The organism is Rhizobium sp. M10, from assembly GCF_002531955.1.
GTDB classification, from domain to species: Bacteria; Pseudomonadota; Alphaproteobacteria; order Rhizobiales; family Rhizobiaceae; genus Rhizobium; species Rhizobium etli_C.
Window position 1 is genome coordinate 190,449 of record NZ_NWTA01000004.1, and the last position, 24,872, is coordinate 215,320.

Sequence of the window (24,872 nt, forward strand, 5' to 3'; positions counted from 1 at the left end):
AGGGCAATCGCTGGTCAGGCAGCCACCCTCCCGCGCACCCCATCCGCAATCGCTGCCATCCTGTCGGCCGGCGCATGGCCGATCAGCATGAAGGCGTGTCTCCCGTTCGACCAGTAGACGACATTCATGCCTTTACGGTGTTCGAGGTCAGGCGCTTTGGGGCCGGCATCGGACCGGACGATGCAAAGCGCCATCGGCCCGGTTTCAGGGTCGAGATAGGCGATCTGGGCGAGCGGCTTGCCGTCATATTGCAGCAGCAGAGCGCGTTTGAAATCGACGCCCGGAAGCGAAACGGCTTCGGGAGAGAGCGACAGGCCGAGTTTTTCGTCGAAGGGGGCAAGCTGGGCGGCCTGAGACTCCCTGGCGGGCGACGGGCCGGCCAGGGTTTCCGCGGTATAGAGCGAGATGTAATCGGCGACCACGGCGCGCCATTCGCTGTTTTCGTCCTTTGCCGAAAAGCCTCTACCGAGGCCCAGGATGGCGCGATCGATGGCGATGCCGGCGACGAGTGAAGCGGCGAGCGCGGCGAAGAAGCGGCGACGGCTGGCAGCGGGCGCCGAGACAGCTTTTGCATCCTCCCGCGCAGGGGTGGCTTCGAGCATTCTCTCCAGTTTTTCACGCGGCGCTTCCTGGAGCAGCGGCGCAAAGGCCTGCTCGAACGGCAGGCTGGCGCGCGCGAGGAACTCCAGCCGTTCGGCGACGTGCTCGTCTTTTTTCACGATGGCCTCAATGCGGGCGGCATCTTCGGCCGTCAGTTCGCCGTCGATGAAGGCGGTGAGGTCCTCGTCGGAGGGAGTGGTGTATTTCGTATTCATTGCCGTCCCCCTTCCCGCTCGTCGCCGGAGAGCTTGGCGCGGGCTGCCGCCAGCCGGCTCATCACGGTGCCGATCGGGATATCCAGTATGCCTGCAACCTCGCGATAGGAAAGTCCCTCGACATAGGCGAGGAAAACCACCGTTCTCTGCGCCTCGGGCAGCGCATTCACCCGTTTCAGCACCTGGCCCGCCATCACATGGGTTTCGGTGTCGTGTGCGCCGTCGAAGGTCAGCACGTCGCCAGCATCGACGAAGCCCTGGCCCTGGCGCACCCGGCGCGAGCGGATCTCGTTCAGCCAGATCGAATGCAAGATCGAAAACAGCCAGCGGTCGAGCCGGGTGCCGGGGACGAATTGATCGGCGCGCTCCAGCGCGCGAAGGCAGGTCGCCTGCACCAGATCGTCGGCGACATCGCGCTGATGCGAGAGAACAAGACCATAACGCCAGAGCCTTGCCAGATTTTCCGTCAGGCCGTTCCTGATATCCGCTGCGCTGGCGATGGCCGCCTCCGACGATCCTGCGTTTTTCGGGACCGCCGGATGAACCGGCGATTCCGTTGTTGCGCGACTATAGGCAGGAAATGAGGCGCGCGCGACCGACATTCTCACCTGCCTTTCTGGTTCCGTCTTCCCGCCCATACCGGCTCAGATCTTCGACGGATCGAGGATGGCTGCATTCAGGTCCTGATATTCCTCGCAGGTCGTGCCGCAGATCGCCTTGATGGTCGTCAACTGCTCCTTGGCGAGATCGAGCCGGCCCTTGATGACATAGGCTTCGCCGAGATATTCGCGCACCTTGGCATATTGCGGGTCCATCTTCACCGACTGGAGGTAATAGGAGATGCCTTCGTCGGTGCGGCCGAGTTTACGGGTGGCATAACCGCGATAATTCAGCACTTCGGCGCTGTTCTGGTCCTTGACCGTGTCGAGCATGGCAAGCGCCTCCTCATAACGGCCGGCTTTGGCCAGCGAATAGGCATAGTCGGTGCGGTTCTCGTCCGAGACGTTGGCGCTCTGCTGCTTGACGCATTTCTTGGTCTTCTGGTCGTAGATCTCGCCCTTCTTGCAGGTCGGCATCGTGCTGTTGTCATCGCCGACCGCAAAGACAGGGCCGGAGAAGAGGGAAGCGGCAAGGCAGCCGCCGAGAAGGATGGAAGCAAAACGGGCTGTCATGATCGTCATGGGAAACTCCTCGAAAGTGACGTTGCGAGGAGAAAACACCGCTGCCCCGGGCTTTATTCGCCGGCCTCCTATTTTCTCCATAACGGCTTCGTGAAGCCACCGAAGCCGAATAAATCATCGTGACCGGGTGTTCTCAGCGTTGCGCCGGGAACGACAAGGAGAACTCCGTGACCGATACTGTAAAACTCGTCAGCCTCGCCGTCGCCGCACCCGAACATGTCATTTTCCAGAAGCAAGCGCTCGAAGCCTCCGCCCGGCTGTTTGCCGACCGTTTCGAGGACTTTCGCCATCTTGCCCGCGTCTTCGACAGTGCCGGTATCCAAAAGCGCCATGCCGCGCGCCCGCTTGCCTGGTTCGACGAAGCCCATGGCTGGCAGGAACGGATGCAGGCCTATGCAGAGGTGGCAGGCGAGCTCTTCGTCGAGACCGCGAGCTCAGCCCTTCAGCAGGCCGGGCTTGAGGCCGGCGATGTCGACTGTGTGGTGACGGTTTCCTCCACCGGTTTTACCACACCGAGCCTCGATGCGCAGATGGCCCACCGGATGGGTTTCAGGGCCGATATCGAACGGGTGCCGGTGTTTGGGCTCGGCTGTGCGGCCGGCGTATCGGGTTTTGCGATCGCCGCGCGACTGGCGCGAAGCCGGCCGGGCGCCGTCGTGCTCTTCGTCTCGATCGAGCTTTGCACGCTGGCCTTCCGCCTCGACGAGCTGACGCGGCCGAACATCATCGCGACGGCCCTTTTCGGCGACGGCGCCGCCGCCTGCGTGTTGCGATCGGGCGACGGCGGGCTGGCGGAAGTGGAATCGACCGGCGAGCATCTCTTTCCCGACACGCTCGATATCATGGGCTGGAAAATCGATGATGGCGGTTTCGGCATCGTGCTGGCGCAAGCCCTGCCGCCCTTTGCCGAGCAGGAGCTCGGTCCGGCGGTGACGGCAATTCTGGCACGGAACGGGCTGGCACCAGACGATATCGGCCGCTTCATCTGCCACCCCGGCGGCACGAAAGTGCTGGCCGCGATGGAGAGCGCGCTGTCGCTGACGCCGGGCGCTCTCGATCACGAGCGTGGCGTGCTTGCCGACTACGGCAATATGTCGTCGCCGACCGTTCTCTTCGTGCTGGAGCGGGCGATCCGCGCCGGATTGCCGGAGCGCGCCGCGATGATCGCCATGGGGCCGGGCTTTTCAGCGAGCTGCGTGACGCTCAAGAGGACGGCATGATGTGGCCGTCGATCGCGCTGCTCACCTTCGTGACGCTGCAACGGCTTGGCGAACTCGTGCTCGCCCGGCGCAACACCGCCGCCCTTCTCGCCAGAGGCGGCAAGGAGGTGGCGCCGGAGCACTATCCCGCCATGGTGGCGCTGCATGCCGGCTGGATCATCGGCCTCTGGCTGCTGGCGCCGGGTAGGCCGGTCGATCTCTTCTGGTTTGCGGTGTTCATGGGGCTGCAGGCACTGCGGCTCTGGGTGCTGGCGACCTTGAAAGACCGCTGGACGACGCGCATTATCATCCTGCCCGGCGCGCCGCTCGTGACATCAGGTCCCTATCGCTTCCTGCGGCATCCTAACTACGCAATCGTCGTCGGCGAGATCTTCGCCCTTCCTCTCGTCTTCGGGCTGACGCTTTACGCGATCGGCTTTTCGCTTCTCAACGCTTGCGTCCTCCTTGTCCGCATGAAGGCCGAAAATGCCGCACTGAAATTGTGAAATGAATGCGATTTTTCGTTTGCGCAGCACTATCGGCGGGAGCATTTTCACCCCGACAACAAAGCGGAATGCAGGGGAATGACGAAAAACGCGATTGTGCTCGGCGCCGGTATCGTCGGTGTGTCAGCGGCCATCCATCTTCAGCGGCGCGGCCGGCAGGTGACGCTGATCGACCGCAAGGATCCGGGCAGCGAAACCTCCTTCGGCAATGCCGGCCTGATCCAGCGCGAAGGTGTCGCGCCCTACGGCTTTCCCCAGCAGCTCGGCCTGTTGCTGCGCTATGCGCTGAATAACCGCATCGATGCGCATTATCACCTCAGCACGTTGCCGAGCCAGCTCGCCTTTCTCGCCCGTTACTGGTGGAATTCCAATGCCCGGCGCCACGCGATCATCACCCGTGCCTACGCGCCGCTGATCGAACATTCGATCGCCGAGCACAAGGATCTGATCGAGGCGGCAGAGGCGCAAGCGCTGATCCGCAGGGATGGCTGGATGAAGATCTTCCGGACCGAGGCCAAACGCGATCAGGCCTTGGCGGAGGCCGCACTCTGGCAAAGTGAATTCGGGGTGGACTATGACAGCCTGACCTCGGCCGATATCGCCCGCATGGAGCCTGACATGACAGGCGATTTCGCCGGCGGCATCCGCTGGCGCGATCCCTGGTCGGTGCTTGACCCGCATGCGCTGACATCGGCCTATCGCCGTTATTTCGAAAGCCTCGGCGGCCGCTTCGTCACAGGCGACGCCGCCTCCTTCGGCCCGTTCGGCTCGGGCTGGAAGGTCATGACGGCGGAAGGCGCGCTCGAAGCCGACGATGCGGTGATCGCGCTCGGCCCCTGGTCGGCGCTCGCAACACGCCGGCTCGGCTATTCCTTGCCCCTCGGCGTCAAGCGCGGTTATCACATGCATTATGCCGCCAAGGGCAATGCCGTGCTCAACAACTGGGTGCTCGATGCCGAACGCGGCTATCTCCTGGCGCCGATGCGCCGCGGCATCCGCCTGACGACGGGAGCGGAGTTCGCAACGCTCGACGCGCCGAAGACGCCGGTCCAGCTCGACCGGGCCGAAGCCGTGGCCCGAACGATCTTCCCGCTCGGCGACAGGCTCGATGCCGAGCCATGGATGGGCGCGCGGCCGTGCACGCCCGACATGATGCCTGTTATCGGCAAAGCGCCGCGCCATCAGGGCCTGTGGTTCGCCTTCGGCCATGCCCATCACGGGCTGACGCTCGGGCCGGTGACCGGGCGCGTGCTGGCGGAGCTGATCACCGGCGAAAAACCGTTCATCGATATTGCGGCCTATTCGCCGCAGCGTTTCAACCCGTGACGCCGAGAGCGGCAAGCCCTTTCAGGGCCGTCGCCGCGATGCCTTCCACCGTGTCGTCAATATCGACGGTGACGACGCCTTGCTCGCCTGTCGGCACCTCGAGCGTCGCCAGCTGGCTTTCGAGCAGCGAGACCGGCATGAAATGGCCCTTGCGCTCGCCCATCCGTTTGGTCAGCAAGCCCCTGGAGCCTTCGAGATAAACGAAAAACAGGTTGCCGCCGGCCGCAGCCCGCAGCCTGTCGCGATAGATGCGCTTCAGCGCCGAGCAGGAGACGATGATGCCCTCGCCTTTCTCCAGCGAAGCCTTGATGTCTTCGCCGATGCGGTCGAGCCAGGGCATCCTGTCCTCATCGGTCAGCGGAATGCCCTTCGACATCTTCTCGACATTGGCGGCCGGATGCAGCGCATCGCCTTCGACGAAGGCGATGTGCAGGGCTTCCGCCAGCTTTTCGCCGACCGAGGATTTGCCACAGCCGCTGACCCCCATGACGATAATCGCATGGGGTCTTTTCCTCCGCTCACCCGGCATAATCCCTCCGAGACTCCGGCTTCCCGCTCAATCGAGTGGGAAGTGACAGGCATATTTTTGCGCACCTTCTCCACTTAGTTCGGGAGAAACCTGACGGCAATAGTCCTGCGCCTTCCAGCAGCGCGGATTGAAGTGACAGCCGGACGGGGGCTTCAGCGGCGACGGCAGCTCGCCTTGCAGCCGGATGCGGTTCTTGGCGCGCTCGGGGTCGGCGATCGGTGTCGCCGACAGCAAGGCTGCCGTATAAGGATGGCGCGGCCGGGCGAAGACCTCGGCGGCGGGACCGGTTTCGACGGGACGGCCGAGATACATCACCATCACCTCGTCGGCGATGTGGTGGACGACGGAGAGGCCGTGCGAGATGAAGAGATAGGCAAGGCCCATCTCCTTCTGCAGGTCCATCAATAGGTTCAGCACCTGCGCCTGGATCGACAGGTCGAGAGCCGAAACCGGTTCGTCGAGCACCAGCACCTTCGGCCGCAGCATCAGGGCGCGGGCGATGGCGATGCGCTGGCGCTGGCCGCCGGAGAACATATGGGGATAGCGGCCATAGTGTTCCGGACGCAGGCCGACACGGGCCATCATCTCCTCCACCTTGCGGCGGCGGGCGGCGGCATTGAGATCGGTGTTGATCTTCAGCGGCTCTTCGAGGATCGAGCCGACCTTCTGGCGCGGGTTGAGCGAGCCGTAGGGGTTCTGGAAGACGATCTGCACCTGGCTGCGCAGGCTGCGGTCGCCGATGCGCGCAGGCTTGCCGTCGATCAGCAGTTCCCCGGCCGTGGGATCCTCGATCATGGTGACCAGGCGGGCCAGCGTCGACTTGCCGCAGCCGGATTCGCCGACGACGGCGAGCGTCTTGCCGGAATGGAGGCTGAAGCTGACGCCGTTCAGCGCCTTGACGGTGGCGTCGGCTTTGAAGAGACCGCGGTTGACGGTGTAGAAGCGGGCGAGATCCCTGCCCTCGAGAACAGCGCCTGTCATACCAGGTCTCCTGCAGTTTCAGTGGCCATGACGCCGGGATGCCCGAGCGGCTTGCCGTCCTTTAAAGGATAGTTGCACAGTGCCAGCCCGAGCTCCGGCCCCTGGCGCACGACACCGCGATCGCATTCGACCGTGGCATAGCCGCAGCGCGGCGCGAACAGACAGCCTGTCGGGCGGCCATGCTGGCCGGGCACGACGCCGGCGATCGAAGGAAGACGCTGGCCGACTTTGGCCCGTTCCGGCAGGGCGGCGAGCAGGGCTGCGGTATAGGGGTGGTGCGGATCGCGGAAGAGCGCCCTTACCGGCTGCTCCTCGACCTTCTGGCCGGCATATTGCACCTGCACGCGCTCGGCGGTTTCGGCAACGACACCCATGTCATGGGTGATCAGCACCAGCGCCATGCCCTGCTCTTTCTGCAGGCGCACGAGCAGATCGAGGATCTGGGCCTGGATCGTCACGTCGAGCGCGGTCGTCGGCTCGTCGGCGATCAAGAGCTTCGGATTGCAGGCGAGCGCCATGGCGATCATCACGCGCTGGCTCATGCCGCCCGACATCTGGTGCGGGAAGTTCGACAGCCGGTCTTCCGGCGCCGGAATGCCGACGAGGTTCAGAAGCTCGATCGAGCGTTCGCGGCGCTCCTTCCGGTTGAGGCCCATATGGACGCGCAAGGTCTCGCCGAGCTGGAAGCCGACGGTAAAGCACGGATTGAGGCTCGACATCGGCTCCTGGAAGATCATCGCCATGTCCTTGCCGACGATCCTGCGGCGCTGGCGGCCGGAAATGCCGCGCAGATCCTGGCCATCGAACTGCATGCGGTCGGCGGTGATCTTCGCCGTCCAGGGCAAAAGCCCCATCAGAGCCAGCATGGCGACGGATTTGCCCGAGCCGGATTCGCCGACGACCGAGAGGATCTCACCCTTGTCGCAGGTGAGCGAGACGCCGTCGACGGCGCGGAAAAGACCGGATGAAGTTTGGAACTCGACGGTCAGATTTTCGATTTCGAGGAGCGGCATCACGACCTCTTCAGCTTGGGGTCAAGCGCATCGCGCAGGCCGTCACCCATCAGGTTGATGGCGAGAACGGTGATGAGGATGGCAAGGCCCGGGAACGTTACGACCCACCAGGCGCGCGAGATGAACTCGCGGGATTCGGCGAGCATCGTGCCCCATTCGGGCGTCGGCGGCTGGGCGCCCATGCCGAGAAAGCCGAGGGCTGCCGCATCGAGGATCGCCGCCGAGAAGGCGAGCGTCGCCTGGACGATCAGCGGCCCAAGACAGTTCGGCAGGATCGTCTTGAACATCAGGCGCAGGGTGCCGGCGCCGGCAACACGCGAGGCGATCACATATTCCTTCTCACGTTCCGTAATGACCGAGGCGCGCGTCAACCGCACGAAATGCGGCTGGTTGACCAGCGAAATCGCGATCATCGCGTTGGTCAGGCCAGGCCCCAGCACGGCGACCAGCACGAGGGCGAGCAGCAGTGACGGGAAGGCCAGGATGATGTCCATCAGGCGCATGATCGCCGTATCGATCTTGCCGCGGAAATAGCCGGCGACGAGGCCGATCAGAACCCCGCAAACGACCGAAAGTGTGACGACCACGACGCCGATGAACAGCGAGAAGCGTGCGCCATAGATCAGCCGCGAGAGGATGTCACGGCCGACGGCATCCGTTCCGAGCGGAAAGGAGGCGCGGCCGGCCTCCATCCAGGCCGGCACGGCGAGCAGCACCTCACGGTTCTGCTCGTTCGGCGCATGCGGCGCGAAGACCGGAGCGAAAACCGCAACGACGAGAATGATGACGAAAACAACGAGGCCGATGACGGCGCCCTTGTTGCGGGAGAAGTAATGCCAGAACTCCGCAAGAGCGGATGGCTGGCCGGTTTTGACGGTGACCGTGCTCATGGGCCGCTCCTAGTGACGAATACGCGGATTGATGAAGCCGTAAAGAACATCAACAATCAGATTGACCAGCATGATGACGCCGGCGATCAGCAGAAGACCGCCCTGAACCACGGCGTAGTCCCGCTTGAAGACCGAATCCACCATCCACTTGCCGATACCCGGCCAGGAGAAGATCGTTTCGGTGAGGATGGCGCCGGCAAGGAGAACGCCGATCTGCAGGCCGATCGTGGTGATGACGGGGATCATCGCGTTGCGCAGCGCATGCACGCCGACGACGCGCAACGGCTTCAAACCTTTCGAGCGCGCCGTGCGGACGTAGTCCTCGCCCAGAACCTCGAGCATCGCCGAGCGCGTCTGGCGCGCGATGACGGCAAGCGGGATGGTTGCGAGCACGATGGTCGGCAGGATGAGATAGCTGACGGCCGAGGCGAAGGCGCCCTTCTGGCCCGACAACAGGCTGTCGATCAGCATGAAGCCGGTCACCGGCTTGAAGAAATACATCAGCGAGATGCGCCCGGACACCGGCGTCCAGCCGAGATAGCCGGAGAAGAAGATGATGAGCAGCAGGCCCCACCAGAAAATCGGCATGGAATAGCCGACGAGAGCGATGCCCATCACGCTTTGATCGAACCACGTGCCTCGCTTGACGGCTGCAAAGACGCCGGCGGGCACGCCAAGACCGACCGCGAGGATGATGGCGCAGAAGGAAAGTTCTAGCGTTGCCGGAAACAGCGTCAGAAACTCGCCGAGCACCGGGCGCTTGGTGACGATCGAGGTACCGAGATCGCCTTGCAGCACTTTTCCGAGATAATCGAAATACTGCACATACATGGGCCGGTCAAAACCGAGATCGTGCATGATCTGGGCGTGCCGCTCCGGCGCCATGACACGTTCACCCGACAGCAGCATGACGGGGTCGCCCGGAATCAGGCGGATGAACGAAAAGGCTATCAGGGAAACGCCGAGGAATGTCGGTATCAGCACCGCGAGGCGGCCGAAGAAAAAACGCAACATGGCAGATGTCCAATAGTTTCCGGCGGTCAGGGGGTGCCTGACCGCCGGCTGCGCCCAGCTCTGCCGGGCATTCTTACATTATTCTTGTTATTCGGATACGTCGACGCCGTCGAAGCGGTGAATGCCGAGCGGATCCATATGGAAGCCGGAGACCTTCTTGCTCATCGGAACGAAGACGAGCGAGTGATCGAGGGTCGCCCACGGGGCTTCCTTCTTGAAGATCAGCTGGGCCTGCTCATAGGCCTTGGTGCGCTCGCCGACATCGGCGGTCATCTTGGCCTTGGTCATCAGGTCGTCGTATTCCTTGTTGCACCACTGGGCGCGGTTGTTGCCGCCGACGGCATCGCAGCCGAGCAGCGTGTCCATGAAGTTGTCAGGGTCGCCGTTGTCGCCGGTCCAGCCGAGAATGACGGCGCCGTCGCGCTTCACGTCAGAGGAGAGCTTCAGATATTCGGCCCATTCATGGGTGACGATCTCGACCTTGACGCCGACCTTGGCGAAGTCGGCCTGGATCAGTTCGGCGGCGCGGCGCGCGTTCAGCATGTAGGGACGCGACACCGGCATCGCCCAGACCTTCATGCTGAGATCCTTGACGCCGGCATCGGCAAGAGCCTTCTTGGCTGCATCAGGATCGTATTTTTCGTCCTGAACGGCGTCGTTATAGGACCACATGGTCGGCGGGATCGGGTTCTTGGCAACGGTGGCCGCACCCTGGAAGACGGCGTCGACGATCGCCTGCTTGTTGATCGCCATGTTGAGTGCGCGGCGAACCTCCGGCTTGTCGAAGGGCGCCATCTGGGTGTTGTAGGCGAGATAGCTGACGTTGAGGCCGGCCTGCTCCTGAACGACCAGATTTTCATCCTTCTTCAGTTCCGGAACGTCGGCGGCATTCGGATAGGGGATCAGGTGGCATTCGCCGGCCTTCAGCTTCTGAGCGCGGACGGCCGCATCAGAGGTGATGGCGAAAACCAGATCGTCGATCTTTTCCTTGCCCTTGAAATAGGTTTCGTTCGCCTTGTAGCGGATGACGGCATCCGGCTGGTAGGCAACGAAGGTGAAGGGGCCGGTGCCGAGCGGCTGCTGGTTCAGCTGCGCCATCTTGCCGTCGGCGGCAAGCTTGTCGGCATATTCCTTGGAAACGATCGAAGCGAAGTCCATGGCGAGGTCGGCCAGGAACGGCGCTTCCGGGTGGTTGAGCGTGAACTTGACGGTCAGGTCGTCGACCTTTTCAACCGACTTGATCAGCTCAGGGAAGCCCATGCCGGCGGCGTATTCGTAGGAGCCGCCCTCGACATACTTGTTCCAGGGATTGTCGGACTTCAGCTGGCGCTCGAAGGAGAACACGACGTCGTCGGCGTTGAAATCGCGCGTCGGCGTGAAGAAGTCGGTGGTCTGGAACTTGACGCCGGGATGAAGCTTGAAGGTGTATTCCTTGCCATCGTCCGAAACGCTCCAGCTATCGGCCAGACCGGGTTCGATCTCGGTGCCGCCGTGCTTGAATTCGACGAGGCGGCTGTAGACGGTGCGCGACGACGCGTCGAAGGTCGTCCCTGCCGTGTAGAGGCTCGGGTCAAAGCCTTCCGGCGAGCCCTCGGAGCAATAGACAAGGGTCTTGGACCAGGCCGACGTCGCCATGACCGAAATCAGGGCCGTCGCTGCCAGCATGACAGAGATCTTTTTCATGATATTTGTTTCCCGGTTGTTCTTTTTTGATGTCTGGAGACCGCAGATAGGCATCCCGATCGACGGTCGATGGAACGACATTTATCTACTGAAAGCAACGGGCTACGGAGAAAATTTTTCCAATTGGACAATTTTAGAAATTTTTGGTCAAAAATCAGCCTCAATTGGAAATATTTGGATAAAAATCAGCGGAATTTCGGCGCATTTTGGATATTGCACCTCCTCAGCTGCGCATTATGACCATTTCCTGCATCCGCGCCGGCGAAAACGCCGCAAACAAAAACCGCGGCTGCCGGGGCAACCGCGGTTTTACAAGTCTGCTCTGCTGTGAATTCAGGCGGCTGGGACGACGATCGCGGGCTTGCGGTATTCCTGCTCGCCGGTCAGTCCAAGAAGGAAATTGATCTGCGGACGCGCCTTGACGAGATCGTCGATGGTATATTCCGAAAGCACGGCAAAAAAGGCATTGAGCGCCTTGCGCAACGCCGAATTCAGGCCGCAGCTGTCGACCAACGGGCATTCGACCATGCCGTCATCCTCGAAGCATTCGGCCATGGCGAAACTGTCTTCCGTCACCCTGACGACGTCGAAGAGGGTGATATCGGCCGCCGGCTTGCCGAGCCGCACGCCGCCATTGCGACCGCGCACCGTCTCGACCAGTCCCGCCTTGTTCAGCGGCTGGAGGATCTTGAAAAGAAAGAGCTCGGAAACGCCGTAAGCCTTGGCGATTTCCGGGATGCGGCTCAGCTGCCCGTCGTTGGCAGCACAATACATCAACATGCGAACCGCATAGTTGGTCTGCTTCGTCAACCGCATGCCATTCTCCTGACTCGTGCCTGTTCAGACCTATATAGGCGGTTTGGTAGTTTTGAACAATTCCAAAATATGAAATTCGCATTCAGCTTATGAGGCCATTTGCCGCGACGTCAATCCCGCTCAAAGATCTCATTATAGTCGAGGATGGCCTGTTTGCGCTCAGGCGTGCCTGGATGGGTCGAGAGCATGCTGGTGCGGGAATGATCGCCGAGCTTGGTTTCCAGGAGATCGAAAAAACGGGCGATCGCAACAGGATCCATGCCGGCCTTGCGCATCAGTTCCACCGAGCGCCGATCGGCCTCGGCCTCAGCACTGCGTGAATAGGACAATGCAAGCAGGCCGCCGCCCTGTGTCAGGATATCCTCGACGCCAGAGCCGACATCGCCGGCAATCAGCATGACGAGGCCGGCCACACCTGCGGCGCGATAAAGCTGCCGGAGGCTGTGCTTGTATTCGACATGACCGACCTCGTGAGCGAGAACGCCTGATATCATCTCATGGTCGCCGCCCGCCAGCTCCACAAGCTCGTCGGTGATGACGATATTGCCGTCGGGAAGCGCGAAAGCATTGGGCCCGATCAGACCGCCATCGCGGAAATTCAGCACATAACGGTTGGCACCGCCTTCGGCATTGGCAGCCACCTGGTTAAAGCGGCCGACGATTTCGGCCTGCCGGGCGGGCGTCAGGTGGCTGGGGGAGAGCGCCGTCGTATCCAGCGTATTGAGCGCGCCACGGGACATCGCTTCGGAGACCACAGGCGGCGTCACGAAGATGGCGACTTCGACGAGCGCCGGCAGCGCGTAGCGATAGATTGCGACGGCGAGCAGAACGACCGCGATCGCGAAGACGAAGATGCGAGGATGAAATTCCTCCAGCCGATGCACCCAGCCGCTTCTTCCGCCGCCGCCAAGAAAGGCGTCGATGGCATCATTCTCGCCACTCTCGAAGATCGAGCCGTCGGCAAAGACGGCGCGTCGAGGGATCGACCCGACGCGCGGTGTGAAGGAGACCTCTCCGGCCGCACTATCCGAAAGAGCGACATCCTCTTCGGTTACGGCGAGCAGGCGCCCCCCACGCGACAGCAGGCGGGCGGGAACGGAGCCGCTCGAGTGCGGCGGATACCATTCCCCTCTCGCAATGATTTCTGCGTCAGAAACCAAAATCGATCCCTTCCATGCTCATATATTCCGCACCAACGGCGGCGCCAGCCGTTTGAAACTGCGTAAAGACCTCGCCGATTTCGCCGTCGATGCGAATCGCCGTGTGCTCGGCGACATAACGCGCCAGGCGAACCGCCGCCCAGGGGCGCATCAGGCCGAGGGTGAGCATCGTCACCACGACGTTCGATATGGCGATCCAGGCATAACGCGCCCGGGAAAGATCGCTTCTCAGGAGATGCCGGCCGTCGATGCGGGTCGACGACCAGACGATGTTATGGACGGCTGCCCGATAGATGAGGCCTGCAAGGCCATAGACGATGATGAGGCCGAAAACGACAAGATACATTCCCGACACTATCATTAACATAGCGGCGTCATGCTCGATTGCGCCGGGGTCATTGGCCTGAATCCCGACGACCGCGATCGCAACCAAGCCGGCGAGAACGACTAGGCCCAGCACGACCATCAGGGCCGGGATGAGGAGGGCGCGGTAAAGCGCGCCGATCTTGGGATCGGTCTCGAAAGGCCGATTGCCGTAGCGCAGATTGTTGAAAACATAGCGGTTGAGCCACCGGCTGGCGAAGGGTGCAAGCAGTCCCAGCGACAGGAAAGCGACGAGGCTTCCGAGCATCACGCAGACGAAGGCGCCGCCGGCGGTGCCGGTGAAATCAAATCGCACGTTGCGGTAGCTGGTCACGCGGGCATTGAAGCGAAGGCCTCTGACGATCAGCCAGGGGAGCGCGATGAGCACAAGGATCGTGGTCACAACCGAGAACAGCGGATGGATTGCCGCCAGAATGTTGGCCACCACGATGAAGGCGAACACGATCAGGCGGCCGATGAATATCTGCATGCCGCTCGCGTGATATTCGAAAGCGCGGCCGAGCACGACGGTGTTGCCGTAGAAATAGCGGTTGCGCCGCACTTTCGCCCAGGCTGAATAAATGCCGAGCGTTACGATCGTCAAAAGGACGTTGACGATCCAGATGCCGAAATATTCCGAAGCCGTGCCGGTGAACCGGGCACGCTCGAACGCATTTGCCGCGGCGCCCGCGGACACTCTGTTATCCATGATCTTTGTTCCCCCAGCACATTGCCCAACACATCATGATGAGAATCAGCTGTCGGACGCACCAACAGAAAAGCAAAGAGCGAAGAAATCAACAACCTGAAATCGAAAACGGGGGCCGAAAGGCCCCCGAATTGCAGTTCGATTGTTCGCGCGGATCACTTCATCGTCGGCATGACGAATTCGGCGCCGCTCTTGATGCCGGAGGGCCAGCGGGCGGTGACGGTCTTGGTCTTGGTCCAGAACTTGATCGAGTCGGTGCCGTGCTGGTTGAGGTCGCCGAAGCTCGATGCCTTCCAGCCGCCGAAGGAGTGGTAGGCGAGCGGAACCGGGATCGGAACGTTGATGCCGATCATGCCGATATTGACACGCGAGGCGAAATCGCGGGCGGCATCGCCGTCACGCGTATAGATCGCGACGCCGTTACCGTATTCATGCTTCATCGGCAGCGACAGGGCTTCTTCGTAATTCTGGGCGCGCACGACGGAGAGAACCGGTCCGAAGATTTCGGTCTTGTAGATGTCCATCTCGGGCGTCACATGATCGAACAGGCAGCCGCCGACGAAATAACCGTCTTCATAACCCTGGAGCTTGAAATCGCGGCCATCGACGACGAGCTTGGCGCCTTCCTCGACGCCGCGGTCGATCAGGCCGCGAACGCGGGTATAGGCGTCCTTGGTGACGAGCGGGCCCATGTCGGCCTTGTCGTCAGTGTAGGGGCCGATGCGCAGCGATTCGATCTTCGGCGTCAGCTTCTCGACGAGGCGGTTGGCGGTGTCCTCGCCGACCGGGACGGCCACCGAGATCGCCATGCAGCGTTCGCCGGCCGAACCGTAGCCTGCGCCCATCAGCGCGTTGACGGCCTGATCCATATCGGCGTCCGGCATGATGATCATGTGGTTCTTGGCACCGCCGAAGCACTGGGCGCGCTTGCCGTTCATCGCTGCCGTGCCGTAGACGTAGCGGGCGATCGGCGTCGAGCCGACGAAGGAGACGGCGCCGATATCGGGATCGGTGAGGATCGCGTCGACCGCGCCCTTGTCGCCGTTGACGACATTGAGGATGCCGGCCGGCAATCCGGCCTCGATCATCAGTTCGGCGAGACGGATCGGCAAGGACGGATCACGCTCGGACGGCTTCAGGATGAAGGCGTTGCCGCAAGCGATCGCCGGCGCGAACATCCACATCGGGATCATGCCGGGGAAATTGAAGGGGGTGATGCCGGCGCCGATGCCGACCGGCTGGCGGATCGAATACATGTCGATCGCCGGACCCGCGCCTTCGGTGAACTCGCCCTTGGCGAGATGCGGAATGCCGCAGACGAATTCGCAGACTTCGAGGCCGCGGATGACGTCGCCCTTGGCGTCCTCGATCGTCTTGCCGTGCTCCTTGGAGAGCATTTCGGCCAGTTCATCCATGTGCTTGTTCAAGAGTTCGACAAACTTGAAGAAGACGCGGGCGCGGCGCTGGGGATTGGTGGCAGCCCATTTCGGCTGCGCAGCCTTGGCGTTTTCGACGGCGGCGCGCAATTCCTCGACGCTTGCGAGCGCGACGGTCGCCTGCACTTCGCCGGTTGCCGGATTGTAGACGTTGCTGACACGGCCGCTGGTGCCGGCGACCTGCTGGCCGCCGATGAAATGTCCGATCTCACGCATGGATGTTCCTCCTGTTTGGATGGCCTACAATCGCACTTCAATTTGCACAAATCAATGCGCTGATATAAGCAACCGTTGTGCGCATATTATAGCTCGATTGTTGCATCGGGTGCTGATATTTTCAAACTTGGCACCCCATTTCGACAAGTCAAACCCAAGGAGAGGTCGAGCCGATGAGCCGGGAACCTGTCGTCAGAATGGCGGAGCTGGAGATCGATCCGGCCAAGCTCGAAGCCTACCGCGCCTTGCTTACAGAAGAAATCGAGGCGTCGCTTGCTCTGGAAGACGGCGTTCTCTCACTCAGCGCCGTTTCCCTCCGGAACAATCCAAACCTGATCCGTATCCTCGAGGTCTACGCCGACCACGAAGCCTATGAGGCCCATCTCAGGACACCACATTTCCTCAAATATAAGCGGGAGACGGCCGGCATGGTGACATCGCTGACGCTCATCGATGTCGATCCGATTGTCATGCGTGCCAAGCCATGAACTGGGACGATGTCCGCATTTTCCTTGCCGTCGCCCGCACCGGGCAGATCCTTGCCGCTTCGAAGCGATTGGGACTCAATCACGCCACGCTTTCACGGCGGCTGACGTCGCTCGAAGAGGCGTTGAAGACGCGGCTTTTCGTCCGCCGCACAAATGGCTGCGAGTTGACGGCCGAAGGCGGGGTCTTCCTGCACGCCGCCGAGCGCATGGAAACCGAAATGCTGGCAGTGCAGGCCAATCTCGGCCACACTGACACGGCAATCGCCGGCACGGTGCGCGTCGGCGCGCCCGACGGCTTCGGCGTGTCGTTTCTGGCGCCGCGCATGGGCAAGCTGATCGAGCGCCATCCGGCGTTAAAAATCCAGCTGGTGCCGGTGCCGCGGTCCTTCTCGCTGTCGCAGCGCGAGGCGGATATCGCCATCACGCTGGAACGTCCCGAACAGGGCCGTCTCGTTTCCTCCAAGCTCACGGACTATACGCTCGGCCTCTATGCCTCGCGCGACTATCTCGCCCACCACGGCAGGCCTGGCGATGTCGAGGCGCTGAAGGCGCATCCGCGCATCGGCTATGTCGAGGACCTGCTCTTCACCGCCTCGCTGAATTTCTCCGGCGAGGTGATGCGCAGCTGGGACGCCGGTTTCGAAATCTCGACGGCGATCGGCCAGACCGAGGCGGTGCGATCCGGCGCCGGCATCGGCATCCTGCACGATTACATCGCCCGGCAATATCCGGAACTTCAACGCATTCTGCCTGACATCTCGATCCGGCGCGCCTATTGGACGACCTATCACGAAACGGCGCGCGACCTCGTGCGCGTCCGCAGTGTCGTCGACTTCCTGCAGGAACTCGTCAGCGCCGAGCGGCAGATCTTCCTTTAACGCCCGGAAACATGTTTGGCCGGCTCGTCATTCTCATCCGGATTGGGAACAGGCGCTTCATCCGGAAGCCGGTCCGGCTCCGGTTCAGTGATCGGCGGCACCGGCTTCCAGCCGGGTGCCGGCATCGGCGGCTGATCGGGAATGGGTTCGTTGGGCACGGACATGACCGCCTCCCTTCATGTTTGCGATGTTCGTCGGGCTATTTGTCCGCCTTCAGCGTCTCGGCAGCGCGCATCGGCATGCTGTCGATAATGGCGAAGAGCTCGCCATTGGTGATCGGCTCGCTGACCTTGAGCTTGACGGTGCCGTCCTTGCCGAGAAGGAAGGCGGCAAATTCACCGACCTCAGGCGCATCCAGATCGCGGCGGATCGCTTCGCCGTCGAGGCCATCGGCAGCGCCGAAAAGCGGCCGGACCTTACCGGCCGACACCTTCACTATCACCATATCGCGCTCATCGAGCGCCGCGCGATCAGAAAGCAGCTGGTTTTCCTGGCGCGCCACGCGGGCATTGTCCCTGTCGGCGAAAAGAACGAAGACACGGTTCTTCCACTGGAAGGCAGCCAAGCTCTCGACCGGCGCATAGGCGCTGTTGGTCTCATCGATTTTCGTCGCACCGTAGAGAAGGGTTTTCGACATGCATATTCTCCCGTTAACCTGGAGAACGGTGCGGCTACGGCATGGGTTCCATCGAAATGACGGGAACCGGATTTTCACTCTGAAGGGAGAAATGGTACGGTTGGGGGGTCTCGAACCTCCGACCTCAGGTGCCACAAACCTGCGCTCTAACCAACTGAGCTACAACCGCATAAACCGCGCCGGGCGCGATGGGGGTCACATACGAGGACTTGGCGATGAATTCAAGCCCCATTCCTCGTCAATATACAAAAAGGCTGGACGCGGGGTCCAGCCTTTTTGTTTGCAATCGGCAAAGACCGATCAGGCAACCTTGAAGGAGGCCATGGCCTTTTCGGCGGCTTCCTTGGAGGGCTTTGCGAGCTTTTCGGCTACCTGCTTGGTGGTTTCCTGCATCGACTTCGCCTGCTCGACGGCGAGCTCGGCCTGCTTGCGCAGGAACGAGGTCTGCAGCTCGAAAAATTCGGCGGGGGACTTGACGCCGAGCAGGGCTTCCATGTGCGAGAGCGAGCTCTCGGCATTGACACGCAGAGCGTCGATCGCCTTCAGGCCGATCTCGACGGTGCCGGCCTGGGCCGTCTGGACGGTGGCTTCGAGCGTCTTGCCGGCTTCCTCGCCAGCGGTCTTCAGCTTGGCATAGGCGTCCTTCGACTGCTGAGCGCCCTTTTCAGCGAAATCACGGAAGGATTCCGCGAACTTGGAGGGGTCGAAAGAAGCGATTGAAAAAACGTCATCGGTCTTTATGGTAGCCATGTCGCATTCCTTTGGGTTGAGGCAGTCGCTGCCTGTGATCATCGAATGACGTCTATATAGGGCATTTCATTGTGCATTGCAACAATTATTGTGCAGCGCACAAGTCGTTAACCCTGTGGGCCGAAACTACCCCGCTGTTCTGGACCGGCATGCGACCTGCAGTTATTAATAAGCCGTTAATTTAGAAGGCCGACAGCGACAAGGTTCGATCATGCCCGCAGTCCAATATCCGTTCATCGATATCGCCGTGCATGCGCGGGTGCGGGAACGCTTTTCACGCGGCGAAGCGATGGTGCTGTTTTCGGCCGATCTCGCCCGGCTGCTCTGGGCGAACGGCGCGGGTGCCGAGCTTTTCGGTCATTCAGCGGTCTATGATCTGCTCGATCAGGGTGTCGACCGTACCGACATCACCTTTCGCCAACTGGAGACGGCGGCGCGCCAGCTCGCCGATATCGGCGACTCCAGAAGCCTGATGATCCGCGTCGCCAAAGGCTTCCAGCGCGCGCAGGTGCAGGCGGCGGCCGAACTGATCCGGCTTTCCCAGGGCGAAAAGGCCATTTTGTTTTCGGTGCCGGTCTCGGCAAGGCCGCTTGCATCGGACGCCTCGGCGGCCCAGATGCTGCAGGGGCTCGACGATCCCGACACGCATATGGCCGTCATCGGCGCCAATGGCGAGGTCATCGCCGCCTCGCCGGGCTTTGCCTCGCTTGCCATCTCCGGCGAAACCGCCAAGACCCTGATCAATCTTGCCAGCGCGCATCCCGACCGATTGGTCAAGCGCCCGGTTGCCACCGGCCGGGGCTACCTCCCGGCAGCTGTCGGCAAACTCAGCGACGAACCGCCGCTCAATCTGCTGTTTGCCGTGGAGACCGCGATCGGTCATCTCGACTCGGTCGATGCGCCCGTGCTCGATCCAGTCGATACACCTGTGCTCGACACGGTCGATGCACCCATCCTCGACGCAGCCGATGCACCCTCGCAGGCAGCTGACGCGCCCGCAGGGGAAGCAAGCGCGCCGCCGGCCGAACTTCCCCCGGAAGAGCCGGTCGCAGCAACCGGCTTCACCGAGATCGTCGACGCGGTGTCTGATATCGAAGAGGTCGAGGAGACCCTCGAAGAGATCGCCGTCGAAAGCGAACAGCCGGCAGAGGCGGCCGCCGCATCCGCCGACGAAACGATTGCGGAGATGCACCGGGGTGAAGACGCGGCGCCGGAAAACGGCGACGGCGTAATCGACAGCGGTGTGGATGAGGCCGACGCGCATGCCGCGCTCGTCGACGACGGTTCGGCCCATTCGGCTGACGCGACCGCGGAAACGAACGGGACGGCAGAACCGGCCGAAGCCGGCCAGACGCCCGCCGAAGAGACGCCGGCGATGGCCAATGAAGCGCCGGCCACTGCGGCGCCCTTGATTTCCGACACGCCCCCTGCCCCGGCGCTTGCACCGGAGCCCGGCTTCGTCTTCCGACCGAACAGCCGCGCCACGCGCTTCGTCTGGAAGATCGATGCGGAAGGCCGGTTCAACGAAGTCAGCCACGAATTTGCCGAGGCCGTCGGTCCGCATGCATCCGCCATCATCGGCTCCGCCTTCAGCGATATTGCCGCTCTTTTCAACCTGGATCCGGACGGCAAGCTCTCCGAGGCGCTCGCGCGCCGCGACACATGGTCGGGCAAGACGATCCTTTGGCCGGTCGAAGGCACCAGCCTTGTCGTTCCGGTCGATCTCGCGGCGCTGCCGACCTATACCCGCAACCGCGACTTCGACGGTTTCCGCGGCTTCGGCGTCGTCAGGCTCTCCGACGCGCAGGAGGATCCGCTGGCGCTTGGCCTGACGCTCGGCCCGGATGGTGTCGGCCATGATGCGGCAAGCCTCGGCCCGATCGCCGAGCCTGCCGCCGACCCCGCGCATGACATGCAAGCCGCGTCCGAGGAGGCCGCGACGGAACCGCCCGCGGCGGACGAGAACGGGATTGAGACGCCGACAGCAGCCGCGCCGCAAGCCGAAGAGACGGTCCCGGAAGCGGAGACCGATGTAGAGACAAGCTTCGAGACACCCGCCCGGGAAAATGCTGCAGACGAACCGCCGGCGCTTCGCATCGTCGAAACACCCAATCGCCGTTTCACTGACAAGGTCGTTCAGCTTCACAGCACGGGCGCCGCACTGACGGCCGCCGAACAGGCGAATTTCCGCGAAATCGCCAAGCGCCTGGAAGCCTTCGGCGCCCGCAACGAAGAGCCTGCCGCTTCGGCGCCGAGGGACGCCGGCGCCACGGAAACGGCGGCTTTCGAAGAGAGCTTGGAACCGGAAGCTTTCAAGGACGAAACGCCGCTTGCCGATACGGCCGACTTCGCTGCGGCCGAGGAGCCGGCGCCGCAGGAAGCGATCTTCGAGAACGCGGCCGAGGCGCTGCGAGAAGAGGCTGAAGCGCCCGCCGCCATAGAAGAGGACGAGGCGACGGAAGGGCTCGAGGAGACGGTGAGCCAGATCGAGGTTCTCACAAGCTTCATCCCGCCGCGGGTCAAGATGACCGACGGGCTGTCGGCCGGAACGGTCGACCAGCTGCCTGTCGCAGTGCTCATCCATGTCGGCGACGCGCTGATGCATGCCAATCCCGAATTCATGCGGCTGACGGGCTATGCCTCCCTCGATGCGCTGCGCGAGGTGGGCGGCATCGAAGCGCTGCTGCAGCGCCGCGAACTCGAGGAGAATGCCACGGGCTCCGGCACCATGATGCTGGTCAAGGCCGACGACACGCTGACGCCGGTTACCGCGCGGCTGCAATCGGTGCGCTGGGAAGATGCCAACGCCCTGATGCTGGCGCTGATGCCGGTGGAAGGCAAGGAAGACGCCCGCGCTGACGCCGGCCGGTCCGAAGCCCGTCCCGAGCGCATGGTCGAGAAGGTGGCCAAGCTTCAGGTCGAAGTGGAGGAATTGCGCTCGATCCTGGAAACGGCGACCGATGGCGTCGTCGTCATCGGCACGGAGGGCGACATCCGCTCGATGAACCGGTCGGCCAGCGCGCTTTTCAATTATGACGAACAGGAGACGCGCGGCAAACCCTTCGTCATGCTGTTTGCCCATGAGAGCCAGAAAGCGGTTCTCGACTATCTGAACGGCCTCTCCGGCCATGGCGTCGCCAGCGTCTTGAACGACGGGCGCGAGGTGATCGGCCGCGAGGCCGCCGGCGGCTTCGTGCCGCTGTTCATGACGATGGGCCGGCTGACCTCCTCGAATGGCTATTGCGCCGTCATCCGCGATATCACCCAATGGAAGCGCACCGAGGACGAGTTGCGCAATGCCAAGGGGGCGGCCGAAACCGCCAATGCCCACAAGACCGATTTCCTCGCCCGCGTCAGCCACGAAATCCGCACGCCGCTCAACGCCATTATCGGCTTTTCCGATATGATGGCCGGCGAGCGTTTCGGTCCGATCGGCCATCCCCGTTATATCGAATATGCCAACGATATCGGCCGCTCCGGCCGGCACGTCCTCGACATCGTCAACGACCTGCTCGATATTTCGAAGATCGAGGCGGGCGAGATGGATCTCGATTTTGCCGCCGTCGGCCTCAACGAGGCGGTCTCGGAGGCGGTGGCGCTGGTCCAGCCGCAGGCGAATGGCCAGCGCGTCATCATCCGCACGGCGCTGTCGCATGCGGTGCCCGATGTCGTGGCCGATCTGCGCTCGATCAAGCAGATTGCGCTCAACATCCTGTCGAACGCCATTCGCTTCACCCCGTCGGGCGGGCAGATCGTCGTCTCCACTTCCTACGAGGCGAATGGCAGCGTCGTCTTGAGGGTCCGCGATACCGGCATCGGCATGACGCGCGCCGAGCTCGACCATGCGATGAAGCCGTTCCGGCAGGTCTCCTCGACCCAGTCGCGCCATCGCGGCGACGGCACCGGGCTTGGCCTGCCGCTGACCAAGGCGATGGTCGATGCCAACCGGGCGACATTCTCGATCAATTCGGCGCCGAACGAAGGCACGCTCGTCGAGATTACCTTCCCGTCGCAGCGCGTGCTGGCCGGCTGATCCTTAATCTCTGGCGCAGCTCTGGCGCAGCGAAAAAAAAGGCAGCCAGAGGCTGCCTTTAAATTTGGTGCTGTTCAACAAGAGCTCAGTCGATCAACGTCATGTTTCGTAAGAAAGTGCTACAGCGTCCTTTGCGCGTCTGAGACACGCGGCGCTGTAGGGCTTCAGGCCGCCTCGTTCATGTGCAGCCCCCCAGTTACTCCAAACCTTTGCCTAACCTTTCTTAACGAAAGGTTTCCATGACAGGGGATTGCTGAATGGTGAAAGCTTGTGGTTTACGATTCCTTATCAGTCCTTCAGTTCGCTCAAGCCCGCAAAGAGCCGCAGCGCCTCGGGATTGGCAAGCGCCTCCTGGTTTTTCACCGGCCGGCCATGCACGACCTCGCGCACCGCAAGCTCGACGATCTTGCCCGACTTGGTGCGGGGAATATCGGCAACGGCGATGACCTTGGCCGGCACATGACGCGGCGAGGCGCCGGTGCGTATCCGTGTCTTGATCGCCTTGACCAGATCCTCGGTCAGCGTCACGCCCGCTGCCAGGCGTACGAACAGGATGACGCGCACGTCATCATCCCATTCCTGGCCGATGCACAGTGCCTCGGCCACCTCCGCCATCTGCTCGACTTGATTGTAGATCTCGGCCGTGCCTATGCGCACGCCGCCGGGATTGAGCGTCGCATCCGAGCGGCCGTGGATGATCAGGCCGCCATGTTCCGTCCATTCGGCGAAATCGCCGTGGCACCAGACATTGTCGAACCGGTCGAAATAGGCAGCGCGATATTTGGCGCCGTCGGGATCGTTCCAGAACATGACCGGCATCGAGGGGAAGGCCTTGGTGCAGACGAGTTCGCCCTTCTCGCCGCGCACCGGCTTGCCGTCATCGTTCCAGACGTCGACGGCAAGGCCGAGGCCCGGCCCCTGGATCTCGCCGCGCCAGACCGACTGCAGCGGATTGCCGAGCACGAAACAGGAGACGATATCGGTGCCGCCGGAGATCGAGGCGAGCTGCACATCTGCCTTGATTCCCTCATAGACGAAGGTGAATCCTTCGGGCGACAGCGGCGAGCCGGTCGAGGTCATCAGCCGCAGGCTGGAGAGATCGTGGCTTTGGCGCGGCGTCAGCCCGCTTTTGCGCACCGCATCGATATATTTCGCCGAAGTGCCGAAGATTGCGAATTTCTCGGCCTCGGCATAGTCGAACAGCACGTTACCGTCGGGCGCAAACGGCGAGCCGTCGAACAGGCAGAGCGTGGCGCCGCTGGCAAGGCCGCTGACCAGCCAGTTCCACATCATCCAGCCGCAGGTGGTGAAGTAGAAGAGCCTCTCGCCGGCCTTAAGGCCGCAATGCAGCCGCTGCTCCTTCAGGTGCTGCAACAGCGTGCCGCCGGCCGAATGGACGATGCATTTCGGCACGCCCGTCGTGCCGGACGAAAACAGGATGTAGAGCGGATGGGCGAAGGCGAGTGGGGTGAATTCGATCTCGCTCGCCGCATAGGGCGCAATGAAGGCTTCCAGCGTCGAAGCGCCGGGCGTTGCGCGCGCCACCGCCTCGGCATCGCCGGCATAGTGGACGACGATCGTCGGGACACCCAGGCTTTTCGTCACCGCGGCGACCTTGGCGCCGACATCCTGCAGCTTACCCGAATACCAATAGGCATCGCAGGCGATGAACAGCTTCGGGCCGATCTGGCCGAAACGGTCGAGCACGCCCTGTTCGCCGAAATCGGGGGAGCAGGACGACCAGATGGCGCCGATCGAGGCGGCCGCCAGCATGGCGGCGACAGTCTCCGGCATGTTCGGCATCATGGCGGCGATGCGATCGCCTTCGCCGATACCCTGCGCCTTGAAGGCCTGCTGCAGCCTCGACACCAGCGCGCGCAGCCGATCCCATGACCAGCGATCCGCAACCTTATCCTCGCCGCAGAAGAGGATGGCGTCGGCCTCGCCGCGGCCGGGCAGCAGGTTTTCGGCGAAGTTCAGCGTCGCCTCGGGAAAGAAGCGGGCGCCGAGCATGCTGTCGCCGTCGATCAGCACTTCCGCGCCGCGTTTTCCCTTCACGCCGCAGAAATCCCAGACGGTCGACCAGAATTTCTCCCGCTCGGCGACAGACCATGCATGCAGGTCCTCAAAGCCCGAAAGCGATAGCCCGAAGTCTCTATTGCAGCGCGCCATGAAGGCATGGATCGGGCTTTTTGCGACGGCTTCGTCCGATGGCACCCAAAGTGGTCTGTTGTCCTGCATTCAATCCT

The 24,872-nt window shown here is 62.4% G+C and carries 24 protein-coding genes and 1 tRNA gene; 7 read left to right on the forward strand and 18 right to left on the reverse strand.

What is annotated here, in order from left to right; genetic code table 11:
- Window positions 1-14: 14 nt before the first annotated feature.
- From CO671_RS08580 to CO671_RS08590, 3 genes are read right to left on the reverse strand one after another with little or no spacing between them, the layout of a single operon-like run.
- On the reverse strand, window positions 15-815 hold the full coding sequence (locus tag CO671_RS08580; protein ID WP_097605582.1) for a Fis family transcriptional regulator: 801 nt from the start codon (window positions 813-815) through the stop codon (window positions 15-17).
- Window positions 812-1,417 carry an RNA polymerase sigma factor gene (locus CO671_RS08585; RefSeq protein WP_097605583.1) on the reverse strand — a complete coding sequence of 202 codons (606 nt, stop codon included), beginning with the start codon at window positions 1,415-1,417 and terminating at the stop codon, window positions 812-814. Before CO671_RS08585 ends, CO671_RS08580 begins: the two co-directional genes overlap by 4 nt.
- A 42-nt stretch (window positions 1,418-1,459) precedes the next feature.
- Window positions 1,460-1,996: a tetratricopeptide repeat protein gene (locus CO671_RS08590; RefSeq protein WP_097605584.1), complete on the reverse strand. Its 537-nt coding sequence runs from the start codon at window positions 1,994-1,996 to the stop codon at window positions 1,460-1,462.
- Between the two features lie 167 nt (window positions 1,997-2,163).
- Here CO671_RS08590 and CO671_RS08595 point away from each other — a divergent pair, with 167 nt between their 5' ends.
- From CO671_RS08595 to CO671_RS08605, 3 genes are all read left to right on the forward strand, one after another.
- Complete coding sequence (locus CO671_RS08595) at window positions 2,164-3,216, forward strand: type III polyketide synthase (RefSeq protein WP_097605585.1); 1,053 nt, start codon at window positions 2,164-2,166, stop codon at window positions 3,214-3,216.
- Window positions 3,213-3,701, forward strand: a complete 489-nt coding sequence (locus CO671_RS08600) for an isoprenylcysteine carboxylmethyltransferase family protein (RefSeq protein ID WP_097605586.1) — start codon at window positions 3,213-3,215, stop codon at window positions 3,699-3,701. Before CO671_RS08595 ends, CO671_RS08600 begins: the two co-directional genes overlap by 4 nt.
- 78 nt (window positions 3,702-3,779) lie before the next feature.
- Window positions 3,780-5,027: an FAD-binding oxidoreductase gene (locus tag CO671_RS08605; RefSeq protein WP_097605587.1), complete on the forward strand. Its 1,248-nt coding sequence runs from the start codon at window positions 3,780-3,782 to the stop codon at window positions 5,025-5,027.
- On the opposite strand, the gene CO671_RS08610 is transcribed toward CO671_RS08605, so the two are convergent.
- From CO671_RS08610 to CO671_RS08635, 6 genes are all read right to left on the reverse strand, one after another.
- Complete coding sequence (locus CO671_RS08610) at window positions 5,017-5,556, reverse strand: gluconokinase (protein WP_097605588.1); 540 nt, start codon at window positions 5,554-5,556, stop codon at window positions 5,017-5,019. The two genes, CO671_RS08605 and CO671_RS08610, sit on opposite strands and share 11 nt — an antisense overlap.
- Window positions 5,557-5,583: 27 nt before the next feature.
- Window positions 5,584-6,537, reverse strand: a complete 954-nt coding sequence (locus CO671_RS08615; protein WP_097605589.1) for a peptide ABC transporter ATP-binding protein — start codon at window positions 6,535-6,537, stop codon at window positions 5,584-5,586.
- Window positions 6,534-7,550 (reverse strand): ABC transporter ATP-binding protein, encoded by a 1,017-nt coding sequence (locus CO671_RS08620; protein WP_097605590.1) that lies wholly within the window; start codon window positions 7,548-7,550, stop codon window positions 6,534-6,536. Before CO671_RS08620 ends, CO671_RS08615 begins: the two co-directional genes overlap by 4 nt.
- Complete coding sequence (locus CO671_RS08625; RefSeq protein WP_097605591.1) at window positions 7,550-8,440, reverse strand: ABC transporter permease subunit; 891 nt, start codon at window positions 8,438-8,440, stop codon at window positions 7,550-7,552. Before CO671_RS08625 ends, CO671_RS08620 begins: the two co-directional genes overlap by 1 nt.
- A gap of 9 nt (window positions 8,441-8,449) precedes the next feature.
- Window positions 8,450-9,454 (reverse strand): ABC transporter permease subunit, encoded by a 1,005-nt coding sequence (locus CO671_RS08630; RefSeq protein ID WP_097605592.1) that lies wholly within the window; start codon window positions 9,452-9,454, stop codon window positions 8,450-8,452.
- An 87-nt stretch (window positions 9,455-9,541) separates the two neighbouring features.
- The gene (locus CO671_RS08635; protein ID WP_097605736.1) at window positions 9,542-11,137 is read right to left on the reverse strand and encodes an ABC transporter substrate-binding protein; all 1,596 of its coding nucleotides are present in this window, start codon (window positions 11,135-11,137) and stop codon (window positions 9,542-9,544) included.
- Here CO671_RS08635 and CO671_RS33320 point away from each other — a divergent pair.
- Window positions 11,136-11,468, forward strand: coding sequence for a hypothetical protein (locus CO671_RS33320; RefSeq protein WP_141514459.1), 333 nt, complete (start codon window positions 11,136-11,138; stop codon window positions 11,466-11,468). The two genes, CO671_RS08635 and CO671_RS33320, sit on opposite strands and share 2 nt — an antisense overlap.
- 2 nt (window positions 11,469-11,470) lie before the next feature.
- On the opposite strand, the gene rirA is transcribed toward CO671_RS33320, so the two are convergent.
- The 4 genes from rirA to CO671_RS08655 form a co-directional block, all read right to left on the reverse strand.
- Window positions 11,471-11,953 (reverse strand): iron-responsive transcriptional regulator RirA, encoded by a 483-nt coding sequence (rirA, locus tag CO671_RS08640; protein WP_097605593.1) that lies wholly within the window; start codon window positions 11,951-11,953, stop codon window positions 11,471-11,473.
- 110 nt (window positions 11,954-12,063) lie between these two features.
- Window positions 12,064-13,113, reverse strand: coding sequence for a M48 family metallopeptidase (locus CO671_RS08645; protein ID WP_097605594.1), 1,050 nt, complete (start codon window positions 13,111-13,113; stop codon window positions 12,064-12,066).
- Complete coding sequence (locus CO671_RS08650; protein WP_097605595.1) at window positions 13,103-14,185, reverse strand: DUF898 family protein; 1,083 nt, start codon at window positions 14,183-14,185, stop codon at window positions 13,103-13,105. Before CO671_RS08650 ends, CO671_RS08645 begins: the two co-directional genes overlap by 11 nt.
- A 155-nt stretch (window positions 14,186-14,340) precedes the next feature.
- Complete coding sequence (locus tag CO671_RS08655) at window positions 14,341-15,837, reverse strand: CoA-acylating methylmalonate-semialdehyde dehydrogenase (protein ID WP_097605596.1); 1,497 nt, start codon at window positions 15,835-15,837, stop codon at window positions 14,341-14,343.
- A 173-nt stretch (window positions 15,838-16,010) separates the two neighbouring features.
- On the opposite strand from CO671_RS08655, the gene CO671_RS08660 reads away from it, so the two are divergent.
- Both CO671_RS08660 and CO671_RS08665 read left to right on the forward strand, forming a co-directional pair.
- A complete protein-coding gene (locus CO671_RS08660) occupies window positions 16,011-16,325 on the forward strand; it encodes a putative quinol monooxygenase (protein ID WP_010034625.1) in 315 nt (104 codons plus the stop codon).
- Window positions 16,322-17,203 carry a LysR family transcriptional regulator gene (locus CO671_RS08665; protein WP_097605597.1) on the forward strand — a complete coding sequence of 294 codons (882 nt, stop codon included), beginning with the start codon at window positions 16,322-16,324 and terminating at the stop codon, window positions 17,201-17,203. The genes CO671_RS08660 and CO671_RS08665 overlap by 4 nt, the downstream gene beginning before the upstream one ends.
- Here the strand turns inward: CO671_RS08665 and CO671_RS33685 are convergent.
- The 4 genes from CO671_RS33685 to CO671_RS08685 all read right to left on the reverse strand — a co-directional run bounded on the left by CO671_RS33685 (window position 17,200) and on the right by CO671_RS08685 (window position 18,590).
- Entirely contained in the window at window positions 17,200-17,367 is a 168-nt protein-coding gene (locus tag CO671_RS33685) for a hypothetical protein (RefSeq protein ID WP_097605598.1), read from the reverse strand. The two genes, CO671_RS08665 and CO671_RS33685, sit on opposite strands and share 4 nt — an antisense overlap.
- 35 nt (window positions 17,368-17,402) lie before the next feature.
- A complete protein-coding gene (locus tag CO671_RS08675; protein ID WP_097605599.1) occupies window positions 17,403-17,840 on the reverse strand; it encodes a DUF4174 domain-containing protein in 438 nt (145 codons plus the stop codon).
- 92 nt (window positions 17,841-17,932) lie between these two features.
- Window positions 17,933-18,009, reverse strand: a tRNA-His gene (locus tag CO671_RS08680).
- Window positions 18,010-18,140: 131 nt separating this feature from the next.
- Window positions 18,141-18,590: a phasin gene (locus tag CO671_RS08685; RefSeq protein ID WP_097605737.1), complete on the reverse strand. Its 450-nt coding sequence runs from the start codon at window positions 18,588-18,590 to the stop codon at window positions 18,141-18,143.
- A 211-nt stretch (window positions 18,591-18,801) separates the two neighbouring features.
- Between CO671_RS08685 and CO671_RS08690 the strand changes: the two genes are divergently transcribed.
- Window positions 18,802-22,623 (forward strand): ATP-binding protein, encoded by a 3,822-nt coding sequence (locus tag CO671_RS08690; protein ID WP_097605600.1) that lies wholly within the window; start codon window positions 18,802-18,804, stop codon window positions 22,621-22,623.
- Between the two features lie 288 nt (window positions 22,624-22,911).
- On the opposite strand, the gene CO671_RS08695 is transcribed toward CO671_RS08690, so the two are convergent.
- A complete protein-coding gene (locus CO671_RS08695) occupies window positions 22,912-24,864 on the reverse strand; it encodes an acetoacetate--CoA ligase (protein ID WP_097605601.1) in 1,953 nt (650 codons plus the stop codon).
- Window positions 24,865-24,872: the final 8 nt, after the last annotated feature.

Bases quoted from the DNA above. Each gene is read 5' to 3' on its own strand.
- CO671_RS08580 (WP_097605582.1), bottom strand. From the start codon at position 815: ATGAATACGAAATACACCACTCCCTCCGACGAGGACCTCACCGCCTTC.
- CO671_RS08585 (WP_097605583.1), bottom strand. From the start codon at position 1,417: ATGTCGGTCGCGCGCGCCTCATTTCCTGCCTATAGTCGCGCAACAACG.
- CO671_RS08590 (WP_097605584.1), bottom strand. From the start codon at position 1,996: ATGACGATCATGACAGCCCGTTTTGCTTCCATCCTTCTCGGCGGCTGC.
- CO671_RS08600 (WP_097605586.1), top strand. From the start codon at position 3,213: ATGATGTGGCCGTCGATCGCGCTGCTCACCTTCGTGACGCTGCAACGG.
- CO671_RS08605 (WP_097605587.1), top strand. From the start codon at position 3,780: ATGACGAAAAACGCGATTGTGCTCGGCGCCGGTATCGTCGGTGTGTCA.
- CO671_RS08610 (WP_097605588.1), bottom strand. From the start codon at position 5,556: ATGCCGGGTGAGCGGAGGAAAAGACCCCATGCGATTATCGTCATGGGG.
- CO671_RS08615 (WP_097605589.1), bottom strand. From the start codon at position 6,537: ATGACAGGCGCTGTTCTCGAGGGCAGGGATCTCGCCCGCTTCTACACC.
- CO671_RS08620 (WP_097605590.1), bottom strand. From the start codon at position 7,550: ATGCCGCTCCTCGAAATCGAAAATCTGACCGTCGAGTTCCAAACTTCA.
- CO671_RS08625 (WP_097605591.1), bottom strand. From the start codon at position 8,440: ATGAGCACGGTCACCGTCAAAACCGGCCAGCCATCCGCTCTTGCGGAG.
- CO671_RS08630 (WP_097605592.1), bottom strand. From the start codon at position 9,454: ATGTTGCGTTTTTTCTTCGGCCGCCTCGCGGTGCTGATACCGACATTC.
- CO671_RS33320 (WP_141514459.1), top strand. From the start codon at position 11,136: ATGATATTTGTTTCCCGGTTGTTCTTTTTTGATGTCTGGAGACCGCAG.
- CO671_RS08635 (WP_097605736.1), bottom strand. From the start codon at position 11,137: ATGAAAAAGATCTCTGTCATGCTGGCAGCGACGGCCCTGATTTCGGTC.
- rirA (WP_097605593.1), bottom strand. From the start codon at position 11,953: ATGCGGTTGACGAAGCAGACCAACTATGCGGTTCGCATGTTGATGTAT.
- CO671_RS08650 (WP_097605595.1), bottom strand. From the start codon at position 14,185: ATGGATAACAGAGTGTCCGCGGGCGCCGCGGCAAATGCGTTCGAGCGT.
- CO671_RS08655 (WP_097605596.1), bottom strand. From the start codon at position 15,837: ATGCGTGAGATCGGACATTTCATCGGCGGCCAGCAGGTCGCCGGCACC.
- CO671_RS08660 (WP_010034625.1), top strand. From the start codon at position 16,011: ATGAGCCGGGAACCTGTCGTCAGAATGGCGGAGCTGGAGATCGATCCG.
- CO671_RS08665 (WP_097605597.1), top strand. From the start codon at position 16,322: ATGAACTGGGACGATGTCCGCATTTTCCTTGCCGTCGCCCGCACCGGG.
- CO671_RS33685 (WP_097605598.1), bottom strand. From the start codon at position 17,367: ATGTCCGTGCCCAACGAACCCATTCCCGATCAGCCGCCGATGCCGGCA.
- CO671_RS08675 (WP_097605599.1), bottom strand. From the start codon at position 17,840: ATGTCGAAAACCCTTCTCTACGGTGCGACGAAAATCGATGAGACCAAC.
- CO671_RS08685 (WP_097605737.1), bottom strand. From the start codon at position 18,590: ATGGCTACCATAAAGACCGATGACGTTTTTTCAATCGCTTCTTTCGAC.
- CO671_RS08690 (WP_097605600.1), top strand. From the start codon at position 18,802: ATGCCCGCAGTCCAATATCCGTTCATCGATATCGCCGTGCATGCGCGG.
- CO671_RS08695 (WP_097605601.1), bottom strand. From the start codon at position 24,864: ATGCAGGACAACAGACCACTTTGGGTGCCATCGGACGAAGCCGTCGCA.